Source organism: Neobacillus muris (assembly GCF_943193175.1).
Classification (GTDB): domain Bacteria; phylum Bacillota; class Bacilli; order Bacillales; family Cytobacillaceae; genus Neobacillus; species Neobacillus muris.
On the sequence record NZ_CALPDF010000006.1, the window covers coordinates 85,874 to 104,551 of the forward strand.

General features: G+C 41.4%; 20 protein-coding genes and 1 pseudogene. 11 read left to right on the plus strand and 10 right to left on the minus strand.

Annotated features, from left to right (window positions below; all coding sequences use genetic code 11):
• Window positions 1–35 precede the first annotated feature (35 nt).
• Window positions 36–254: a hypothetical protein gene (locus NFS43_RS06485; RefSeq protein WP_251550656.1), complete on the minus strand. Its 219-nt coding sequence runs from the start codon at window positions 252–254 to the stop codon at window positions 36–38.
• A gap of 89 nt (window positions 255–343) precedes the next feature.
• Window positions 344–817, minus strand: a complete 474-nt coding sequence (locus NFS43_RS06490) for a hypothetical protein (protein WP_251550658.1) — start codon at window positions 815–817, stop codon at window positions 344–346.
• A 170-nt stretch (window positions 818–987) separates the two neighbouring features.
• Between NFS43_RS06490 and NFS43_RS06495 the strand changes: the two genes are divergently transcribed.
• The 7 genes from NFS43_RS06495 to NFS43_RS06525 all read left to right on the plus strand — a co-directional run bounded on the left by NFS43_RS06495 (window position 988) and on the right by NFS43_RS06525 (window position 8,099).
• Entirely contained in the window at window positions 988–2,541 is a 1,554-nt protein-coding gene (locus NFS43_RS06495) for an ABC-F family ATP-binding cassette domain-containing protein (RefSeq protein ID WP_251550660.1), read from the plus strand.
• Window positions 2,542–2,752: 211 nt separating this feature from the next.
• Window positions 2,753–3,652, plus strand: coding sequence for a putative selenate ABC transporter substrate-binding protein (locus NFS43_RS06500; protein WP_251550662.1), 900 nt, complete (start codon window positions 2,753–2,755; stop codon window positions 3,650–3,652).
• Between the two features lie 16 nt (window positions 3,653–3,668).
• On the plus strand, window positions 3,669–4,427 hold the full coding sequence (locus tag NFS43_RS06505) for a phosphonate ABC transporter ATP-binding protein (RefSeq protein WP_251550664.1): 759 nt from the start codon (window positions 3,669–3,671) through the stop codon (window positions 4,425–4,427).
• Window positions 4,424–6,061, plus strand: coding sequence for a PhnE/PtxC family ABC transporter permease (locus tag NFS43_RS06510; RefSeq protein WP_251550666.1), 1,638 nt, complete (start codon window positions 4,424–4,426; stop codon window positions 6,059–6,061). Before NFS43_RS06505 ends, NFS43_RS06510 begins: the two co-directional genes overlap by 4 nt.
• Window positions 6,062–6,249: 188 nt before the next feature.
• A complete protein-coding gene (locus NFS43_RS06515) occupies window positions 6,250–7,419 on the plus strand; it encodes an MFS transporter (RefSeq protein WP_251550668.1) in 1,170 nt (389 codons plus the stop codon).
• A 68-nt stretch (window positions 7,420–7,487) separates the two neighbouring features.
• Entirely contained in the window at window positions 7,488–7,823 is a 336-nt protein-coding gene (locus tag NFS43_RS06520; RefSeq protein ID WP_251550670.1) for a hypothetical protein, read from the plus strand.
• Window positions 7,824–7,940: 117 nt separating this feature from the next.
• On the plus strand, window positions 7,941–8,099 hold the full coding sequence (locus NFS43_RS06525) for a hypothetical protein (protein WP_251550672.1): 159 nt from the start codon (window positions 7,941–7,943) through the stop codon (window positions 8,097–8,099).
• Window positions 8,100–8,171: 72 nt separating this feature from the next.
• Here NFS43_RS06525 and NFS43_RS06530 read toward each other — a convergent pair whose 3' ends face one another.
• Together NFS43_RS06530 and NFS43_RS24515 are read right to left on the minus strand one after the other, a co-directional pair.
• Window positions 8,172–9,755 carry an amidohydrolase gene (locus NFS43_RS06530; RefSeq protein ID WP_251550674.1) on the minus strand — a complete coding sequence of 528 codons (1,584 nt, stop codon included), beginning with the start codon at window positions 9,753–9,755 and terminating at the stop codon, window positions 8,172–8,174.
• Window positions 9,756–9,882: 127 nt separating this feature from the next.
• A pseudogene (locus tag NFS43_RS24515) lies at window positions 9,883–10,043 on the minus strand (dihydrofolate reductase family protein); the annotation flags it as partial.
• 59 nt (window positions 10,044–10,102) lie between these two features.
• On the opposite strand from NFS43_RS24515, the gene NFS43_RS06535 reads away from it, so the two are divergent.
• On the plus strand, window positions 10,103–10,801 hold the full coding sequence (locus NFS43_RS06535; protein WP_251550676.1) for a hypothetical protein: 699 nt from the start codon (window positions 10,103–10,105) through the stop codon (window positions 10,799–10,801).
• Window positions 10,802–11,193: 392 nt separating this feature from the next.
• Here the strand turns inward: NFS43_RS06535 and NFS43_RS06540 are convergent, their stop codons facing one another.
• From NFS43_RS06540 to NFS43_RS06550, 3 genes are all read right to left on the minus strand, one after another.
• Window positions 11,194–12,162 (minus strand): ring-cleaving dioxygenase, encoded by a 969-nt coding sequence (locus NFS43_RS06540; RefSeq protein WP_251550678.1) that lies wholly within the window; start codon window positions 12,160–12,162, stop codon window positions 11,194–11,196.
• A 1-nt stretch (window position 12,163) separates the two neighbouring features.
• Window positions 12,164–12,781 (minus strand): alpha/beta hydrolase, encoded by a 618-nt coding sequence (locus NFS43_RS06545; protein WP_251550680.1) that lies wholly within the window; start codon window positions 12,779–12,781, stop codon window positions 12,164–12,166.
• Window positions 12,782–12,850: 69 nt separating this feature from the next.
• The gene (locus NFS43_RS06550; RefSeq protein WP_251550682.1) at window positions 12,851–13,459 is read right to left on the minus strand and encodes a flavin reductase family protein; all 609 of its coding nucleotides are present in this window, start codon (window positions 13,457–13,459) and stop codon (window positions 12,851–12,853) included.
• A 243-nt stretch (window positions 13,460–13,702) separates the two neighbouring features.
• Between NFS43_RS06550 and NFS43_RS06555 the strand changes: the two genes are divergently transcribed.
• Window positions 13,703–13,804 carry a YjcZ family sporulation protein gene (locus NFS43_RS06555; RefSeq protein WP_251550684.1) on the plus strand — a complete coding sequence of 34 codons (102 nt, stop codon included), beginning with the start codon at window positions 13,703–13,705 and terminating at the stop codon, window positions 13,802–13,804.
• A 78-nt stretch (window positions 13,805–13,882) separates the two neighbouring features.
• Here the strand turns inward: NFS43_RS06555 and NFS43_RS06560 are convergent, their stop codons facing one another.
• Window positions 13,883–15,367, minus strand: a complete 1,485-nt coding sequence (locus tag NFS43_RS06560) for a pyruvate kinase (RefSeq protein WP_251550686.1) — start codon at window positions 15,365–15,367, stop codon at window positions 13,883–13,885.
• Between the two features lie 233 nt (window positions 15,368–15,600).
• Between NFS43_RS06560 and NFS43_RS06565 the strand changes: the two genes are divergently transcribed.
• Both NFS43_RS06565 and NFS43_RS06570 read left to right on the plus strand, forming a co-directional pair.
• Complete coding sequence (locus NFS43_RS06565) at window positions 15,601–16,695, plus strand: DUF4236 domain-containing protein (RefSeq protein ID WP_251550688.1); 1,095 nt, start codon at window positions 15,601–15,603, stop codon at window positions 16,693–16,695.
• Between the two features lie 47 nt (window positions 16,696–16,742).
• Window positions 16,743–17,135 (plus strand): thiol-disulfide oxidoreductase DCC family protein, encoded by a 393-nt coding sequence (locus tag NFS43_RS06570; protein WP_251550847.1) that lies wholly within the window; start codon window positions 16,743–16,745, stop codon window positions 17,133–17,135.
• Window positions 17,136–17,205: 70 nt separating this feature from the next.
• Here the strand turns inward: NFS43_RS06570 and NFS43_RS06575 are convergent, their stop codons facing one another.
• Together NFS43_RS06575 and NFS43_RS06580 are read right to left on the minus strand one after the other, a co-directional pair.
• Complete coding sequence (locus NFS43_RS06575) at window positions 17,206–17,610, minus strand: VOC family protein (protein ID WP_251550690.1); 405 nt, start codon at window positions 17,608–17,610, stop codon at window positions 17,206–17,208.
• A gap of 73 nt (window positions 17,611–17,683) precedes the next feature.
• Window positions 17,684–18,238, minus strand: a complete 555-nt coding sequence (locus NFS43_RS06580) for a GNAT family N-acetyltransferase (protein ID WP_251550692.1) — start codon at window positions 18,236–18,238, stop codon at window positions 17,684–17,686.
• Between the last annotated feature and the right edge of the window lie 440 nt (window positions 18,239–18,678).

Sequence of the window (18,678 nt, forward strand, 5' to 3'; positions counted from 1 at the left end):
TCAGACTACGCTCCGTCTTATTCTTTCTATTAAGATTACTGCACCGTGCTGGTCCCAGGAATGAACCCCTGACTGGTTATTCCTGGCCAGTTTCCCACTCCCGAATTCGCCGCATCAGCTTGTCCGGTACTTTCCGAGTCTGAACTTGATATAGATTTCGTAATCGAAATAGGAGAAATATAAATCGCTCCTCCGAAGTTTACAATCCCTCCGGAGACGGTGCCAATTGAAACCCCATCCCAATTCGCTGCCAAACTATCCCCTCCTCATCATACAATTAGTATATGTACAAGTTCCAAGGCTGTTTATGCTATTTCATTAGGGATTGTTTCACTAATTTTAACTAATAATTGCGAGAGGCACGTTTCTCAAGCTTTCTTACCAGCCTATAAAACCCTAATAAGATAAGCAAAAGAATGGGATCGACAATGACTGCATGCCAAATTGTCCACCAGCCATAGTGGAAATAACCCCATGGTTCAGGCAGTAGTGTTACAAGCTCATATAGGACAATAAATAAGGTAAATAAGAGAATATAGATAATTTTTTTCATTCGTTCTGCTTTAAAAGGAAACCATTTCAGAAAAATAAAATTGGCCTGGGGAACTACGAAAAAATGAGGCAATACCCCTTCCCAATCAACCTCTTTATTAAAATACCAGTAAGCATGGTACTTAAATTCAACAAATACATCAAATATAGTTTGAAAAGCGACAGAAAAGGTCCAAACATGCAGCAGTTGATTACCTGATAATGTTTTCTTTCCAGAAAAGGCGAAATAATTAAATGCGATTATTGATAAAATAATTCCAATCATACTCAAATTTCCTTTTTTTATTTTAGTTTGTCCAAAAGCTTTGTTGGACTATTCTTATAAACCACTTATTTACAATATATAAATGATAAAAATCCTAGTCGATTCCTTAAAAATTTAGTATGATGGAAGAATGTACGATTTTATCTACAAAGTGAGGATAACGAAGAAAAATGAGCTTATTAAACGTTGAAAATTTATCTCATACATTTGGCGACCGAACTTTATTTAAAGAAGTTTCTTTTCGCTTATTAGCTGAAGACCATGTTGGACTAGTCGGAGCAAATGGTGTTGGAAAGTCCACACTTATGAATATCATCACCGGACAATTGATTCATGACAGCGGCCGTGTAGAATGGACACCTGGTGTCCATTATGGCTATCTGGATCAGCATACCGTCCTGACACCCGGAAAAACAATGCGTGATGTTCTGCGTGACGCCTTCCTTCCTTTATATAAAAAAGAAAATGAATTAAATGAAGTAACGGCCAAAATGGCGGATGCCACGCCCGAAGAACTTGAGGAATTGCTGGAAAAAATGGGTGAAATTCAAGATGCGTTGGATGCCGGCGGCTTTTATTCCCTGGATATCAAAATTGAAGAAGCAGCAAGAGGTTTAGGTCTGGATGCCATTGGGCTGGACCGTGACGTTGCGGCTCTCAGCGGCGGCCAGCGTACCAAGGTTCTTCTTGCCAAATTGCTGCTGGAGCAGCCAAAGGTTTTGCTTTTGGATGAGCCGACAAACTACCTGGACGTGGAACATATCCAATGGCTGCAATCCTATTTAAAGGATTATCCCTATGCATTTATTCTGATTTCCCACGATACAGAATTTATGAATCATGTTTCAAATATTATTTTTCAATTGGAATTTTCCAAACTGACCCGCTATACAGCCAGCTATGAAAAGTTCCTGGAATTGGCGGAAATTAATAAAAACCAGCACATTAATGCGTACGAAAAACAGCAGGAATTTATAAAAAAACAAGAAGATTTTATTTCGAAAAATAAGGCTCGCTATTCTACCACTGGCCGGGCAAAAAGCCGTCAGAAACAGCTGGATCGAATGGAGCGTATTGACCGTCCGGAAACCGCGGTTAAACCGACATTTGAGTTTAAGGAATCCAGGGGCAGCAGCCGTTATGTTTTTGAAGCTGCAGATTTAGAGATCGGCTATTCGCACCCGCTCCTGCCAAAAATGAATATGACCCTGGAACGCGGTGAAAAAGTGGCCATCATTGGCTGCAACGGAGTCGGAAAATCGACCTTGCTTAAAACTATGCTTGGTAAAATTGATCCGCTTGGCGGTAAAATTGAACGCGGCGATTTTCTGTTTCCATCTTATTTTGAGCAGGAAGTCAAGGCTGGAAATATAACACCGATTGACGATGTTTGGAATGCCTTCCCGCACATGGATCAGCATCAAGTCCGCGCCGCCTTGGCTAGATGCGGTTTGAAAAATGACCATATCTCCCGCCCAATGAGTCAATTAAGCGGCGGCGAACAAGCAAAAGTCCGCCTCTGCAAACTGATGATGACAGAAAGCAACTGGATTCTATTTGACGAGCCGACAAATCACTTAGATATTGATGCAAAGGCAGAATTGAAGCGGGCTCTAAAAGCTTATAAAGGAACCGTAGTGCTTGTTTGCCATGAACCGGATTTCTACGAAGATTGGGTGACCAAAGTATGGAATGTCGAAGAATGGTCACAATTAACAGTATAGACATTTCTTTCCCCCTGCTCTTACATGCAGGGGGCTTTTATTGATTATGCACGTATTTTACAATTTCCTATCATTTCCTATTTATAAAATCGATAAATTGTTATTTACAAAATAGATAAAATGAATTTATTAAAAAAATACCTTTTCTTATAATGATATAGGCTAGACAAATCAACCGTTAGCCCTATTACAACTAAGGTGGGTATTTTTAATGAAAAAATGGCTATCAATTCTCGTGCTATCCATATTGGCCTTTTCTTTAGCGGCATGTGGCCAGCAGGAAGATAAATCAAAAGAAGAATCAAAAGACGCGAAAACCGATGAGGTATTTAAAATTGGTGCAATACCTGACCAAAATGCTGCAGACCTAGAAAAAGGAATGACGGCTGTTGCTGATTATTTGAGTGAAAAAACAGGGTTAAAAGTGGAGTTCGTTCCTTCTGTAGATTATGCAGCATTAGTAACAGGCTTCCAGCGCGGCGAAATTCATATGGCTTGGTTCGGCGGTTTAACAAGTGTCCAGGCTCGAAACCTTGTTCCAGATGCAGAATCGATTGTACAGCGTCCTCGTGATGCTGAGTTCCATTCGGTGTTCATTACACAGCCAAACTCTGGAATTTCTAAACTAGAAGATTTAAAAGGCGTACCGTTTACTTTTGGCAGCGAAAGCTCCACTTCAGGACATTTAATGCCTCGGTACTTTATGACTGAAGCCGGCATTAACCCGGATGAGGATTTAGATGGCAAGCCAAATTACTCCGGTTCCCATGACGCAACATATAAATTAGTAGAATCAGGGGCCTTTAAAGCAGGAGCCTTAAACGAAGCGGTTTGGGAAGCAGCAGTAAATGAAGGGAAAGTAGACACAAGCAAAGTAAAAGTTTTTTATACAACACCGGCATATTTTGACTACAACTGGACGATTAACAGCAATGTAGAAGAAGTGTTCGGAAAAGGCACCAAGCAAAAGGTGAAAGAGGCCCTGCTCTCCATTACGGGAGATCAAAAAGATATTGCTGACTTGTTCCAAACGGACAGTTTTGTTGAAACCAATAATGACAATTATAAAATGATTGAAAAGGTTGCGAAGGATTTAAAGATTATCAAATAGAAGGATGTAGACATAAATGTCTTCAAAAACAATGATTGAAGCGAAAAACATAACCAAACAATTTGAGCGGAAGATAGCCCTATCTTCCCTTTCTTTTACCATCAAAAAAGGAGAATTAGTTGCCTTAATCGGACCAAGCGGGGCCGGAAAAACCACCCTGCTCAATTCCATTGCTGGGTTGGTGCCTATTTCGAGCGGTGAACTCCTGATTGATGCAATGCCCCTTTCCTTCTATAAAAAGGGAAAGGTTTTTGCAAAAAAAGTTGGTGTGATCCGCCAGCAATTTGACCTTATCGGCCCGCTTGCTGTTATTCACAATGTCCTGGCAGGGAGATTACATGAATGGGGAACCCTTAAGTCCCTTCTCTCCTTACTCATTCCCCAAGAAAAGGCTTCCGCCATTCAGGCATTGGACCGAGTAGGGCTGCGCGGCAAAGCGAATGAAATCACCTCCACATTATCTGGTGGTGAACAGCAGCGAGTCGCCATGGCCAGACTTATGGTGCAAAAGCCGGAAATTATCTTAGCGGACGAACCAGTTGCCTCGTTGGACCCAGCCAGAGCTGACGATATTCTTAATATGCTGATAACCCTTTCATTGGAGGAAAATCAAACCTTAATAACAAGTTTACATTCTGTGGACTTTGCCCGGAAATATTTCACAAGAATTATCGCTTTAAAAAATGGAAAAATCTTCTTTGATTTACCTACAGACAAAGTCACCGATGATATATTAGCACAACTTTACCAGTTAAAAAGCGGTGAAACCGTATGAAGCTAGTTTCTTCACTTCGTCTTCATAACCGTTTTTTTCTTTCCCTATTGCTTGCTGCCGTTTTTATCTGGAGTCTGTCGTCAATTGAGTGGAATTCAAAGGACCTGCTGCACTCAGGCGGTGGGCCAACCCTATTGCAAATAGCTGAAGGACTGTTTCAGCCAGATTTATCCGCGGATGTGCTGGCAAAGGGTTTTGAATCAGCATGGATCACTCTCGCCTACGCAATTGCCGGTATGTCCCTAGCCATCATTTATGCTTTTATTGTCGGAATACTTGCCTCTGGTGTAATCACTTCTGCAAAAGCAGCGCGAATCACGAACAAAGTCATTTTTAGAGGCATTCTCGGTTTTACAAGGTCCATTCATGAATTGATTTGGGCCTGGCTGTTTGTGGCAGCAGTCGGACTTTCTCCGTTTTCCGCCATTTTCGCTCTAGCAATCCCCTATGGCGGGATTCTCGGGAGAATTTTTGCCGATATGCTGGCAGATGTGCCGAAAGAGCCGATTCATGCACTTAAATCAGCTGGAGCCTCTAAGCTGCAAACACTGATTTACGGATATTTGCCATTAGTATGGGCGGATTTTATCAGCTACACGATGTATCGGTTTGAATGTGCCATTCGTTCTTCAGCCATTATGAGCTTTGTGGGACTTGGAGGACTCGGTTACGAAATTCAACTGGCACTGCAAGACCTGCGTTATGACAGAGTATGGGCCTTTGTCCTGTTCTTAGTTGGCCTGGTGATTTTGGTGGATTTTTGGAGTAATGTAGTAAGAAAATCCTTAACAGACCACCAAGCAAAGAGCGGCTTACGTTCTGGGTGGATATCAGTTGGGTTTGCCATTTTGATGATTTTTGTCTCATGGATATTTATCGTACTTAATGAAAATGCCCATATTTTCGAACTGGTCTCAGATCAAAATATCGGGGCGTCAAAACGGTTTTTCGGCGGCATGTTTGGCTTCAACAATGAAAATCCCGCTTTTCTGGATCCCAGCAACTGGTCAAACGCTTTTAAACTGACGCTTGAAACTCTCGAAATGAGTATTATGGCAATCGGTTTCTCCACTATTGCCGCATTCTTAACCGTGATCCCCGCTGCCCGAAACATGGCAAACGGGCAATTAACCGGCAATAAAAAGTGGTATCATTCGCTGATGTTTTGGATTGTTCGGGTTATTTATATATTTTCAAGGTCTGTACCAGAGTTAGTATGGGCAATGATGATTATTTTTATCTTTAAACCTGGACTCCTCCCTGGGGCCATCGCCTTGGCACTCCACAACTTTGGGATACTTGGCAAGCTTTGGGCAGAAGTCATCGAAGATATGGACCCCCGCCCGATTCGAAATCTGGCCGCTGCGGGCGCCTCAAAGCTGGAAACCTTTTTTTATGGGATCCTGCCTATTGTCATGCCAAGGTTCTTGACCTATATTCTCTACCGCTGGGAAGTGATTATGAGAACCACAATCGTAGTGGGCTTTGTCGGTGCGGGAGGTCTTGGAATGGACTTTAAACTGGCGATGAGCTATTTTGATTATACCCAAATCACCTTGCTGTTGATTTGTTACATGATTCTTGTAATCATTGCCGACTTTGCATCAGAAAGTACTAGGAAAGCAGTGAAATAGGACACCGGCCAGCTGATAGGCAGCTTCGGCCGGTATTTTTTTGTAATGTTTGAAAATGATCCTTTACCAAAACCACTCCCTTGGACGGTAATTTTGGTTGCATAGGATAACTTGCTGGGCCATAATTGTGTATAGGTTTCATTAATTACATAGAATAGTCTATTTCGACAAGAGGAGTGAACCAGGTATTGCAAACAAAAACCGCTTTGCCGATTTTATTTATCGTTATGTTTTTGGTGATGGTTGGCTTCGGCATAATTATCCCGGTATTGCCTTTTTATGCGGAAGAAATGGGGGCAAACTCAACAGAACTGGGATTTTTAATGTCCGTTTATTCATTGATGCAATTTATATTTGCCCCAATATGGGGACAGGTTTCTGACAGGATTGGCAGAAAGCCGGTGATGATGATTGGAATTGCCGGTCTCGCACTTTCCTTTTTTATTCAAGCAATGTCGACAGAGCTTTGGATGCTGTTCGCTGCCAGAATCATCGGCGGGATTCTTTCTTCCGCCAATATGCCGACTGCAATGGCTTATGTGGCTGATATTACCACGGAGGAAAACCGGGGAAAAGGTATGGGAATGGTGGGTGCAGCGACAGGTTTAGGATTCGTATTCGGCCCGGCAATTGGCGGGATATTTTCAAAGATCAATTTAAATATGCCGTTTTATCTGGCTAGTGCCTCTTCACTTATTACGGTGTTCCTTGTACTAATTTTATTAAAAGAATCAAAACAAAGGAATGACTCTCAACAAACTAGAAGGACTTCCATTTGGAAGTCCTTTCATGCCGCCAACTCCATTCTATTTTTTGTGCAGCTGTTCATTTCATTATCCTTGGCTGGTTTGGAAGCGACCTTTGCCTATTTTGCTAATAAAAAGGCCGGTTTGGATTCAACCCAGCTAGGCTATATTTTCATGATCATGGGATTAGGCAGCGCATTTGTGCAAGGCGGACTGGTGGGAAAATTAACCAAACGCTTTGGAGAAAATGCGGTAATATTTGGCGGCATGATTGTCTCAGCTATCGGATTTGGCTTGATTTTACTGGTTCATAGCTTTATGACAGCTGCGATCTTCTTAACAATATTTGGACTTGGCAATGGGGTCATTCGTCCTAGCGTCTCTTCTCTTTTGACGAAATTGTCGGATTCTAATCACGGCAGTTCTACGGGGCTTTTGTCCTCTTTTGATTCCCTTGGGAGAATTATTGGACCTACACTGGGCGGATGGCTGTATTTGCAATGGGCAAGCCTTCCTTACCTATCGGGAATTATTATAACAGCGGCAGCATTCGTCCTATTCTTGGTTTACCGGCCGAAATTAAACAAATCAAGGCTGCCAAATGAATCTTAAAGGAATAAGTTTAGACTGGACATGCATAAAATGGGATAGGAGATTCAATGATCAAAGGAGCCAGGATCATGAAAAAACGCCCTCTATTTTATCTTGTATTACTTATCCTCACATTAGTTTTTGCAGCATACCTAGATTCGCCCTTCTCTGTTATAAACATCAATCACTCCTATACCGCCGATCAGCCTGTGATTGCGGAGCCGGCCGATGTGCAGCCAACAGACGATGAACCGGAAGTGGTGGAAAAATTGGAGAAAACAGAAAAGAAAGATGGGTATATCATTGAAACCTATCAGGAATACGAAATTGTCCGGGATAAGGATGGGAACATCGTTAGCAGTGAGCCGACCGGAAAAGAGGATACTTTGAAGTATTGGGACTATGCAAATGATAAAGACCGCTGAACTTCTCAGCGGTCTTTATCATTTGCATTGGTTCTTTTAAAAAATAATGCGATTATATTCTTCCAATTGCCGCAATAATAAGATTGTTAACTAGTAAATATATGAAGGAGGACCTGAATGAAACAGGATCAAACATCAAATGATGACCGTGGTTCTATAATGAAGCCAGAATTTGCAGGAACGAATGCGCAAAAAGTCAAACAAGAAATCCAACAAGATGTTAATGAGGGACAAGGTGCTATGACCTCCCGAGAAGCAGGGGCAATGCGTGATTAAAAAACCACAGATGTGGTTTTTTATTTTTATAAAAGAACGCTTGATTTTTGATAGCTGAACCACTCCCATTCATCATAGTTTTCGTTCAAAAACGATCCTTCCTGCTACAACCGTTTTCACCGCTTTTGTTTGAAGCATGTCCAATGTAGTTCCATCAAATAAATCATGGTCAAATACAGAAAAATCCGCTGCATAACCGCGTTTGATCATACCTCGTTCATGCTCCTTACCGATGGCCAGTGCACTGCCCACCGTATACATCCAAATTGCTTGGAAGCGGCTCAGTTTTTCTTTGGGCAGATATCCATCATGGGAAGCGCCTGGTTTTTTTCGTTCTACCGCAGCGTAAATAGTTATGAGCGGGTCTATCTCTTCAATGGGAGCATCTGTACCAGCTGCACACATAAATCCGCGGTCAACTAGTTTTTTGCAGGCGTATGCCCAATCCAGCCTCTCCTCCCCCAGCCGTTTGATGACCCAAGGAAAATCTGATGGGACAAAGGCAGGCTGAAGGTCGAGAACCACCGGCAGCTTTTCCATTCTTTTGACCAAGTCTTCCCGCAAAACACAGCAATGGATCAAACGATCTCGTTTTCCATTGGTTATGGGATATTTTTCAATTGACTTAAGGACCTGCTCCGCCCCTGCATCACCAATTATATGCACAGCTACAGCTTCATCGAATTCACGAGCTAGCTTGACTAAAGCATCTAATTCTTCATCTGTGTGAATAAGCAGGCCTTTATTGCCTGGCTGATCAGAGTAGGGCTGAGATAACGCTGCAGTAGCACCTCCCAAGGCTCCATCCGCAAAAATTTTCATTGCACCTGGTTCAATGAATGGTTCCTCAAATTGGACATTAGCTTCCATCATTTCCTTAAATACCGCATGATGACGCAGCAAATTCACCCTAAAATGGCGCTTTTCTCCAATTACGCGCTGGAACGCTGTCAGCGGATTGGCAAACTTGCCAAAGTAACTCATGTCCTCCGTATGACCTCCGGTTAATCCATAGGAAAGCAAATCGTTAATCGCTTGATCAGCAGTTTTAGTCAAATAGTCAATATACGCCTCCCCTTCTTTTGGAATTGCATTCGTTACAGCATTAGCTGCTTGATCGTATAGAAGTCCGTTTATCTTTCCTTGCGCATCCCGGCCAATTTCTCCACCTGATGGAGATTTGCTCATCTTAGTAATGCCTCCTGCTTCCAACGCAGCCGAATTGGCCAGCACTACATGATGGCAGATCCTTGTCAGCAGAATGGGCTGTTTCCGAATCGCATCCAGCTCTACAAGCGTTGGAATCCGTTGATCCGCAAAATTGTTTTCATTCCAGCCTTCACCAAATAACCACTGGTCAGGAGGGGTCGTCTCCGCAGCGGTCTTCACCATTTCAAGCATCTCTTGTGCTGACTTAGCCTTTGTCAAATCAAGCCTGGCCAGCTTTTCACCATAACTAATAATATGTAAGTGACTATCGACGAACCCTGGGTACATGGCGGCTCCCTTTAGATCCATTTCCTCATCTGCCTGAGGACTGAGCTCCCGATATGTACCTGTAGCTAGTATTCTTTCATCTTTTACTAGTACTGCTTCTACAGTTTCATTTTCTTTTTCCATCGTGTAAATTTTGCCGCCGTGCCATAATTGCTTCATTAGGGTTCTCCTTTGATTTTTCTGTTTTTGAAAACTCCATATATTCTATACTATCAAAATCATTATTTAAATTCTATCTCAACTTCATTTAATGATAGGAAAAAACTAATCAGCCGGATGGAACAGCTCAGGCTTTACAAATGAGGCCTATGGCTCCAGAATCAAATGTCTTGTTTTCGATAAGTTTAAGGTTGATCTTCTCCTTGATAACGGCAACCCGCTGCCGATCAGGACGGGAGAAACCGTAATTTTAAACTTCTCAATTAAATCAAGCTGCATAAGGTAATAAATTTTCTACTTGCCCCTGATCTCTAAAGGTTTCATCAATATAGTTAAGGGGGATTAAGTTGAAACGACTGGCTCTAATGATCATAATGATATTCACATTAACTCCCTGTAAAAATATACCATTAAGTCATTCGATTATTGATTGGGTCGATTTTGTGAAATGGGACGAAAAAGAATATTTGGGGATATATGATGGTGTCTTATCCGATGAAAAATTTATCGGGGAAAAACTTGGTACTATCAAGTTCCAAGTGGACGGAAACGTGACCAATCCAAACTATAAAACCAAAAACGGGGATGCCGCTTTTCATCCGAAAGGGACAGAAATTTATTCCATAAAAGGCGAGCCCAATTTGCTCGCAATCAAATCTTCAACAGACATCAATGGATATCGCGTCTATTATAATGAAGATGGCAAGTACCACTGGTACTTTAAAAATATGCCTAGTGACAAAGTCTTCCGCATCGAAATTTTCCACCTTTATTCGGGCCAAGGACCCCAAAAAATAACAGAAATTAATCATCCTGACGAGCTGCAACAATTTCTGGAACTCCTCAAGTCCAGCAAGGTGAAACCCAATTTTCAGCCTGATGCCAGTCAAGGTGACCCTGTCTACTACGAAATGGTTTTTTATACGGATGGACCAATCGCCTATAAATATGATCTGCAGTTTGACGGCCAAACCTTTTTCTGGCATCCTTGGGACACTTCCATCCTGCCGCAGGAGATTAAGTCATTTATTCAGGCCAATTCGTAAACAAACAAGGCAGTCAACGACACTGCCTTGTTTCGTTATTCTATACCTTCATTCGTGAGTTTCCAGTGCATATTCCATATCATTAAATCCAGTCAATATGTCATCATAACTCGACTGTATCGACCCTGCTTCAATTTTTGCCTTTTTTCTGAGCGATCCTCTTTAGCTCCCTCATGCTTGATAATACGTTCTTTCCTTACTGAATTAATAGTTTTGCACTATTTGTTGAATCCATTTCTACTACGGCCTTTCCCCATTGCTTAAATAAAAAAATATCCTCACTTCAATTATAGCACTGCAACATTTCGAAGTTATAAATAGAGATTGGAAGCACCTAATTCCAGCAAATGCTAAAAAGGCAGTTGCTAAGACTGCCTTTTCCCGCTAAACTCTTATTCCAATTCCAACGGCCGCAAGTTTTCTTCTATTTCCTTTCGGAGTGGCTCAAGGAATGGCGGCAAAGCAAGCGCTTGCCCCATTGTTTCAACAGGTTCATCCCTCGCAAATCCGGGTGTGTCTGTCGATAATTCAAACAAAATGCCATTTGGCTCTCTAAAATATAATGCTTTAAAGTAATATCTTTCCACTTTCCCCGAATTTGGCAAGTGGTATTCATTTAACCGATCCAGCCATTTGTTGTATTCTGTTTCATTTGGAACCCGGAAGGCGACATGATGAACACCTCCACGTCCTAGACGAGCCTTGGGCAAATCCGGTCTTGTTTCCAAATGGACTTCCGCACCGCTTCCTCCTTCTCCAGTTGCATAAACCATGATATCTGGAAAATTTCCGGCTCCTGAAGGATAGGAACTAATAAAACGAAATCCCATAACCTCAGTTAATACGCTAATGGTTGGTTCACTTTTTGAGACAGTCAGCGTTACTGGACCTAAACCAATAATTGCATGCTCAAGAGGGATATCATCCCGTTTCCAGGGCACCCCTGCCCGTACGCCTTGTTCGCCGTTATCCGCAACCAGTCTTAAAGAAGTTCCTTCATAATCTTGAAAAGCTAATGTGTCGCGATTTGCCCGTTTTTCTATTTCCCCATGGACAATCTGAAACTTTTCAAATCGCTTTTTCCAAAATAGCAAGGATTCGGTGGTTTGGACCCGTAAAGAGACAGTGGAAATATCCGAAGTCCCATGATAGGTATGCCCCAGCCCAGGAATGTCAAAAAAAGTAACCTCCGTTCCTGGTGAACCTTCGGCATCCGCATAGAAAAGATGGTAAGATTCTGTGTTATCCTGGTTAACCGTTTTTTTGACCAATCGCATTCCTAGAACTTTTGTAAAAAACTCGTAATTTCTTTCCGCTTTGCCAGTCAAAAGGGAGACATGGTGCAGCCCCAATAAATGCATGCTATTCCCCTCCTAAATAGGCTGCTTTATACCAGGCCGCTGCAGCATTTACCTCTTCGATAGTCAGTTGATGCCCTCTATTTTCCCAATACAGCTCCACTTGAGCATGGGCCCTCGTTAATAAAGATTCCAGCTCCATTGATTCTGTCTGCGGACAGATCGGGTCATTCGTTCCTGCCGAAATAAAAACTGATTTTCCTGTCAAATCAGGGAGCTCTATCCCTCTTCTGGGCACCATCGGGTGATGTAAAATCGCGCCGCTTAATGCGTTTTGATGATGAATTAATAAACTGGCGGCAATATTAGCTCCATTTGAGTAACCAATTGCCAAAATAGAATGCCTGTCAAATTCATATTTCTGGGCTGCTTCATCAAGAAAATCATTTAATTCGTTTGTACGGAAAATCAGGTCCTCTATATCAAAAACGCCTTCAGCCAATCTTCGGAAAAAACGTGGCATGCCGTTCTCTAATACGTTTCCTCTGACACTTAATACAGAGGCTTGGTCATCAATCATTCCTGCAAGCGGCAATAAATCCAATTCATTACCTCCCGTTCCGTGCAGCAACAGCAATGTTGGGCGAGATGGATCTTTCCCTTTTTGATAGATATGTTTCATTCTTATATCCCCTTTCGCTTGTACCACTACGTGGCAAAAATTTCACCATATTAATTGCCTTAAAGTATCCTATTTAGGCCTTTCCAATGTAAAGATTTCTCCGATTTTCGCATAATCATGCCCGGCCAATCGGCCAACCGCAGCCAATCCTTGAGGATCCACCCTGCCGTTATGAAAAATCTCATCATCAATATGAAATTGAACCGCCCTGCCGATGATAAAATCACAGACTGGAGCTTCTCCGTCCCCCAATTCTAAATATTTTTCTAATACACACTCAATCCTGATTTTCGACTCTTTAATTCCGGGCACGGAAACCTTCAAACTGGCAGCAGGAGTAAATCCAACATGATCAATTTCACTTTGATCACAGGGGAGACCTGCGGCTGTTTGATTTACTTTTTCTACGTTTTGTTCATCGACGATATGGATGACGAATTCTTTTTTGTCTAAAATGTTTCTTGCCGTATCCTTTTGCCGGCCATTTGACCGGCCAATCGACAAGGACAAAAGCGGAGGATTGGAAGCTACTACGTTGAAATAACTAAACGGCGCCCCATTGATTATTCCTCCATTTGTCAACGTCGTCACAAAGGCAATTGGCCTTGGAATAATACTTCCAATCAATAATTTATAATTGTCTCTTTCTGTCTGCGCTGATAGGTCAATGGATAACAAGAAAATCACCCTTTCCTTTTGTACAAAGATCCTATTAAAATGAACCAAAACGACTTTAAACACAATAAAATTATCTCGAATTCAAGATAATTGTAAAATAGGAAACGATTATTGTCAAATAAATAATGTGGCAGGTTATGGCTAATTTTTTTTATATTTCTACCTCAATGCGGCATGTTTGTCTATACGATATCACACGCTTTTACATAACCTGTATTGTAATTAGGTTTCGGAGGTGATTGCATGAGCGGTGCAGAAGGTACAGGAGCAGGTTTTGCCCTAATTGTCGTCCTATTTATTCTGCTGATCATTGTAGGGGCGAGCTTCGTTGGAGGCTTTTATTAGTAAAGTATAAGTCACCACCACTACAATGGAGGAAACGACCTATTCCTATAAAAATAGGTCGTTTTTTATAGCAAAGGATTAACATATCCCATATTGATCAGCAATCCTGCCCTTTTGTGTTTGTTTCCGTGCTGGACTGGGATGAACTGTTTTTTGCAATTTGTTCAAAAGCTTAACTGTGTCGACAATAAAGGGACCTTTATTTAGCATGATGCAATCAGCCCTCAATCCTTGAACAGCATCTGTTATTTCCGAACGCGAAGGAATCCCTTTTTTTGTCAATTTTTCCAAAACACCTGTTGCCCAAACGACAGGAATGTAGGCAGCCGAACAAATCGTCAGTATTTCTTCTTGTACATAAGATAAGTTTTCAAGGCCAACCTCAACTGCTAAATCTCCTCTGGCAATCATCACGCCGAACTTTTCGAAGTTTAGTCCCTCCAGGATAATTCTAGCTAATTGGTGGACGGCATCTTTGGTTTCTATTTTTGCCACCACTGCCAAATTTGCTGCGTCATGTATTTTTAGTTGATCGCTCAGTTTTCTCAAATCGAGAGGTGAATGGACAAAGGATAAGCCAACAATATCGGCATGTTTTGTCACAAAGCACAAATCCTGGACATCCTTCTCTGTCAGAGCAGGAACGTTTAAACTCATAAGAGAATCAGGCAGATTTAGCCCCTTTTGCTCTTTTATTCTCTGTCGCTGCCTTGACGGAGATACGATTTCACATTGAACATACTCATTTGTGATCTTTTGGACCTTCCCATGAATTTTTCCATCGTCAATAAAAATGGAGTCCCCGACTCGAATATTGTAAAAAGCCTTCCTATTGGTTACAGGAACGCCGGCAGGACTATCTGCTGCTGCAGGATGCCCAGCTTGTTGGCGATCTAGGTACAATCGCAGTAAATCCCCTTTCCCTACAAATATCTGTTTATTCTGCAGTTTCCCAATCCGTACCTTTGGACCGGCCAAATCCATAAATACTTTGCAGCTCCCAACATTTTTCCCTTTCTGAAGCAGCATTTGCTCCGCTTTCCGTAACGCTCCGATCATCTGTTCCCAGGTCCGTTCATCATGATGGGCACAATTAATACGGGCAATTGTCATGCCATTTATCAATAAATCCTCTAGTATTTGCTGCTTACGAATCATGGAATCATCTAGTGTAACCATTACCGTTGACGGATGATAAATTGCCTTCTTCCCTAGTAAGGCTTCTGCACGTAATCGCAAAATCTCTTTCGATTTCGATGGAGTGACTATTGATAGGTCGCTCTGCGGCAATTCATCGACACCTAGATTTTTTAAAATTTGAACGATGCTAAAAACAATATGACAATGTGAGTGTACGAGTGATGCCAGGCCTTCGTCCACTAACTTCTGTTCCAATTGGACAGAAATATTATCTTGAAAGGCAAGGAATGCGAGTAAATTATCTCGATTCATCACTCCCACTTCAACCGGGTACTCTTTAATGATATTCTCACAAATTTGCTTAATGTTTAGATAGATATCGATGATTTGCTGGATGAGTTCTTCTTGGTTGTTGAATGTCACAGTTTTTCGCTCCTACATAATTGTTAAAGTAATCCGTGTGATATCCCTTTTTCAATCATTCCATTTTATGTTATGAATATTGTAGTGGTAACTTTAATTCATAATAAGAAGGAAAATTTCAGTGGGCAAACAAAAGTTCCTATTGCTAACAATAAATGGATTGGGTGATTATTGTAAATTTACGACAAGAATGCAATAATTTTATTAACCATTTTTTGAAAGAAGGAAAGACAATGGGCTTAAGATTTAGAAAAAGTATTAAAATTGCCCCTGGCATCAGAATGAATGTGGGAAAACGCGGTGTCGGAGTCAGTTTTGGCGGGCCAGGCTTGAGATACTCCATCCATAGCAGCGGCAGAAAAACCACTACTGTTGGAATTCCTGGGTCAGGCTTATCCTATTCCACAACTACTGGGGGCAAATCCTACAAAACACCAGCCTATCATAGGCGAAACGAATTAGCCAGGCTTCAAAGAGAACAGCAGAAGCTGCAGGAAATGGAATATGCTAGATTGCAAGTGGATATATATGAAAACCGGATAGAGCAGATTCGTTCCATCCACCATGAATGTGATGAACCAATCGATTGGCGTGAGATTTTACGGCGAGAACCGCCCTTCCAGGATAATCAAGATGGTCCCAATACCAAAGCCGCCCGCCAGCAGCTTGAAACCTATCAACCGGGTCTTTTGGATCGATTATTTAACCGGGATGAGACTAAACTAAGGCAGCTCCAAGAAGCCGTTAATGCAGCAAAAGTCCAGGATATGGAACTATTAAACGGTTGGAGGCATATGCATGACATAGCTGAACGGGTCTTAAATCGTGACATCGACGCCTATTATGAAGTCATTCAAGAAATGGCTCCGCTCGATGACCTTGTGGAGTTTGGCAGCGGTTTTGAATTTGGCACCGACAACCCCTATGAAATTCATGTATCCTTTGATGTCAATGCAGAAACCGTGATACCGAAGAAATCTCAAACACTCACGAAAACAGGAAAATTATCTGAAAAGGACCTGACGAAAACAGCCTATTATGACCTATGCCAAGATTATGTGTGCAGCTGCGCATTAAGAATAGCTAGAGACATGCTGGCCTTGCTCCCGGTAACTCACGTCTATGTTCATGCTTACGAGGACCGGCTCAATTCAGCCACTGGCCATAAGGAAAAGGTAATAATCTTAACAGTAAAATATGACAGGCTTACTTTGAGCAGACTAAATTTTATCCAATTAGACCCTTCAGAAGCACTTGCCAATTTCCCTCACAAAATGAAATTCAAAAAAACCCAAGGGTTCGAGGATATCGGTACGGAATTAAGTTAACCAAGATACAAAGTGATATTAAATTTTTAAATGGGCAGGTGTGGACGATAGTGCGGATTATCTTGTTTGATGGCGAATGCAGCCTTTGTTCCGGCAGTGTCCAATTTATTTTAAAAAGAGATCCAAAGAGATACTTTCAATTTGCTTCACTGCAAAGTGATATAGGGCAAAAGTTATTAAGACAGTACAGCCTCCCTCTGAACTTAGATAGTTTAATATTAATAGAGGATGGCAAACCCTTTATGGAATCTACTGCCGCCCTTAAAGTTTGCTGTTACTTAAAGGGAGCCTGGAAGCTGCTTAGAGGCTTGCTTATTATTCCAGCCCCGATCCGGGATATTATATATAAAATCATCGCTCGTAACCGATATAAATGGTTTGGAAAAAAGGAATGCAGCCTACTCCCATTGCCAGAATGGAAAGATAGATTTTTAGAATGAGACTACTTCCATCAAAATAGAATTTGAAATCCAAAATGGCAAAAAGCACCAACCGGTGCTTTTTGTCATTTTATTTTTGATAGTTCAAGTCCCAAATAACCCCATAGTCATCTTTTACTTTGCCATATTTGGCTCCCCAGAACGTATCCTGCAACTCCATTTGGACAGCTCCATTTTTGCTCAGCACATCGTATACTGACTGGATTTCTTCTTCACTTTCAAAATCTAATACTAATGAAATCTGATTCCCTGCAACAATCGAAGAGCCTGGTGAAGCATCGGAGGCCATAATAGATAAATCATCCTTTTGAAAACGGGCATGAATAAGCAGGTTTTCTGCCCCAGGTATCTTATACCCTGCTTGCTCATAAGTTTGCACATGGGAAATTTCTCCCCCAAATGCCGTTTTGTAAAATTCCAGCGCCTCAAGGCAATTTCCGTTAAACATTAAATAAGGTACAGCTTGTCCTTTCATCTAAATGCCTCCTCATGGTTTCTAACTAGTTCATATGTTCAATCAATCTACTTTCACACATATAACCAACTATTTAAGCCTCTCTAAAGCTTTCTTTATGGAACTTTCCAATATACCGAAATAGCGCTTTCCCCTCTACCGGCACATTGCTAGCGGGGACAAGAGGCAAATACATGGCCTGATATGGTTCTGGCACCCATATATAATGGTGAACGTAATCGGTCAGTGTGAAATGGCATTCTTCCCAAAAGTGTCTGCGCTTACTATTTTCATCAGAATGGTCCGCCTCAATTTCAATAATGATACTGTCAAATAGGCCCTTTTCCGTTGCCCATCTTTTTATATAGGCGACTAGTTTTCGGCCGATTCCTTGGTTTCGGTAATCTTGGTCGACAGCTAAATAGTCAATGACCAAAGCACGGCCCCCATTTAAACAGCCAGTTAAGGCCATGCCGACAGCACGGTCGCCAATATAAGCTATATGTAAAGAACTAATTCCTTTCAAAAGCATATACCGGATAACCTTTTCAGGTTTCCCGCCTCTATTGGAAAATGCCTGCTCATAAATAGGCCTAACCTTTTCCCAGATTTCTTGGTGCCAGCCTTCAAAGGTTTTGAACTCCACCATATGAATCCCCCAATTTTAACCATCCTCTTTATATCATATCAGAAAAAGGGATGGAAGAAAAAAGGAGCCTTTGAACAGTCAAAGGCCCAATAAGCGCCTAGCCAGTTTGGCAAAGCACTCAAATTAGGAGGTCTAAACTCAGAAGAATTTAAACATGTATATTTTACCATTATCCAAATTTTCTTTCAACGATTTAACGCAATAAAGAAAAATTTGAGACAAAAGTTTTAATTTACGGACAGTTTTCAAAATATATTGGAACCAATTTCATAGGAATAAAACATAAAAATATAGTTGACACACTTGTATATACAAGATAAAATGAAAGCGTAAACAAAACTTGTATATACAGGTTTTGTTTATAATGTAAACGCTGTATAAAGTTAAGGTAAACTTGCAAAATAAAAATGGGTGCATTGACCATTTAAGGGGGAAAAAAC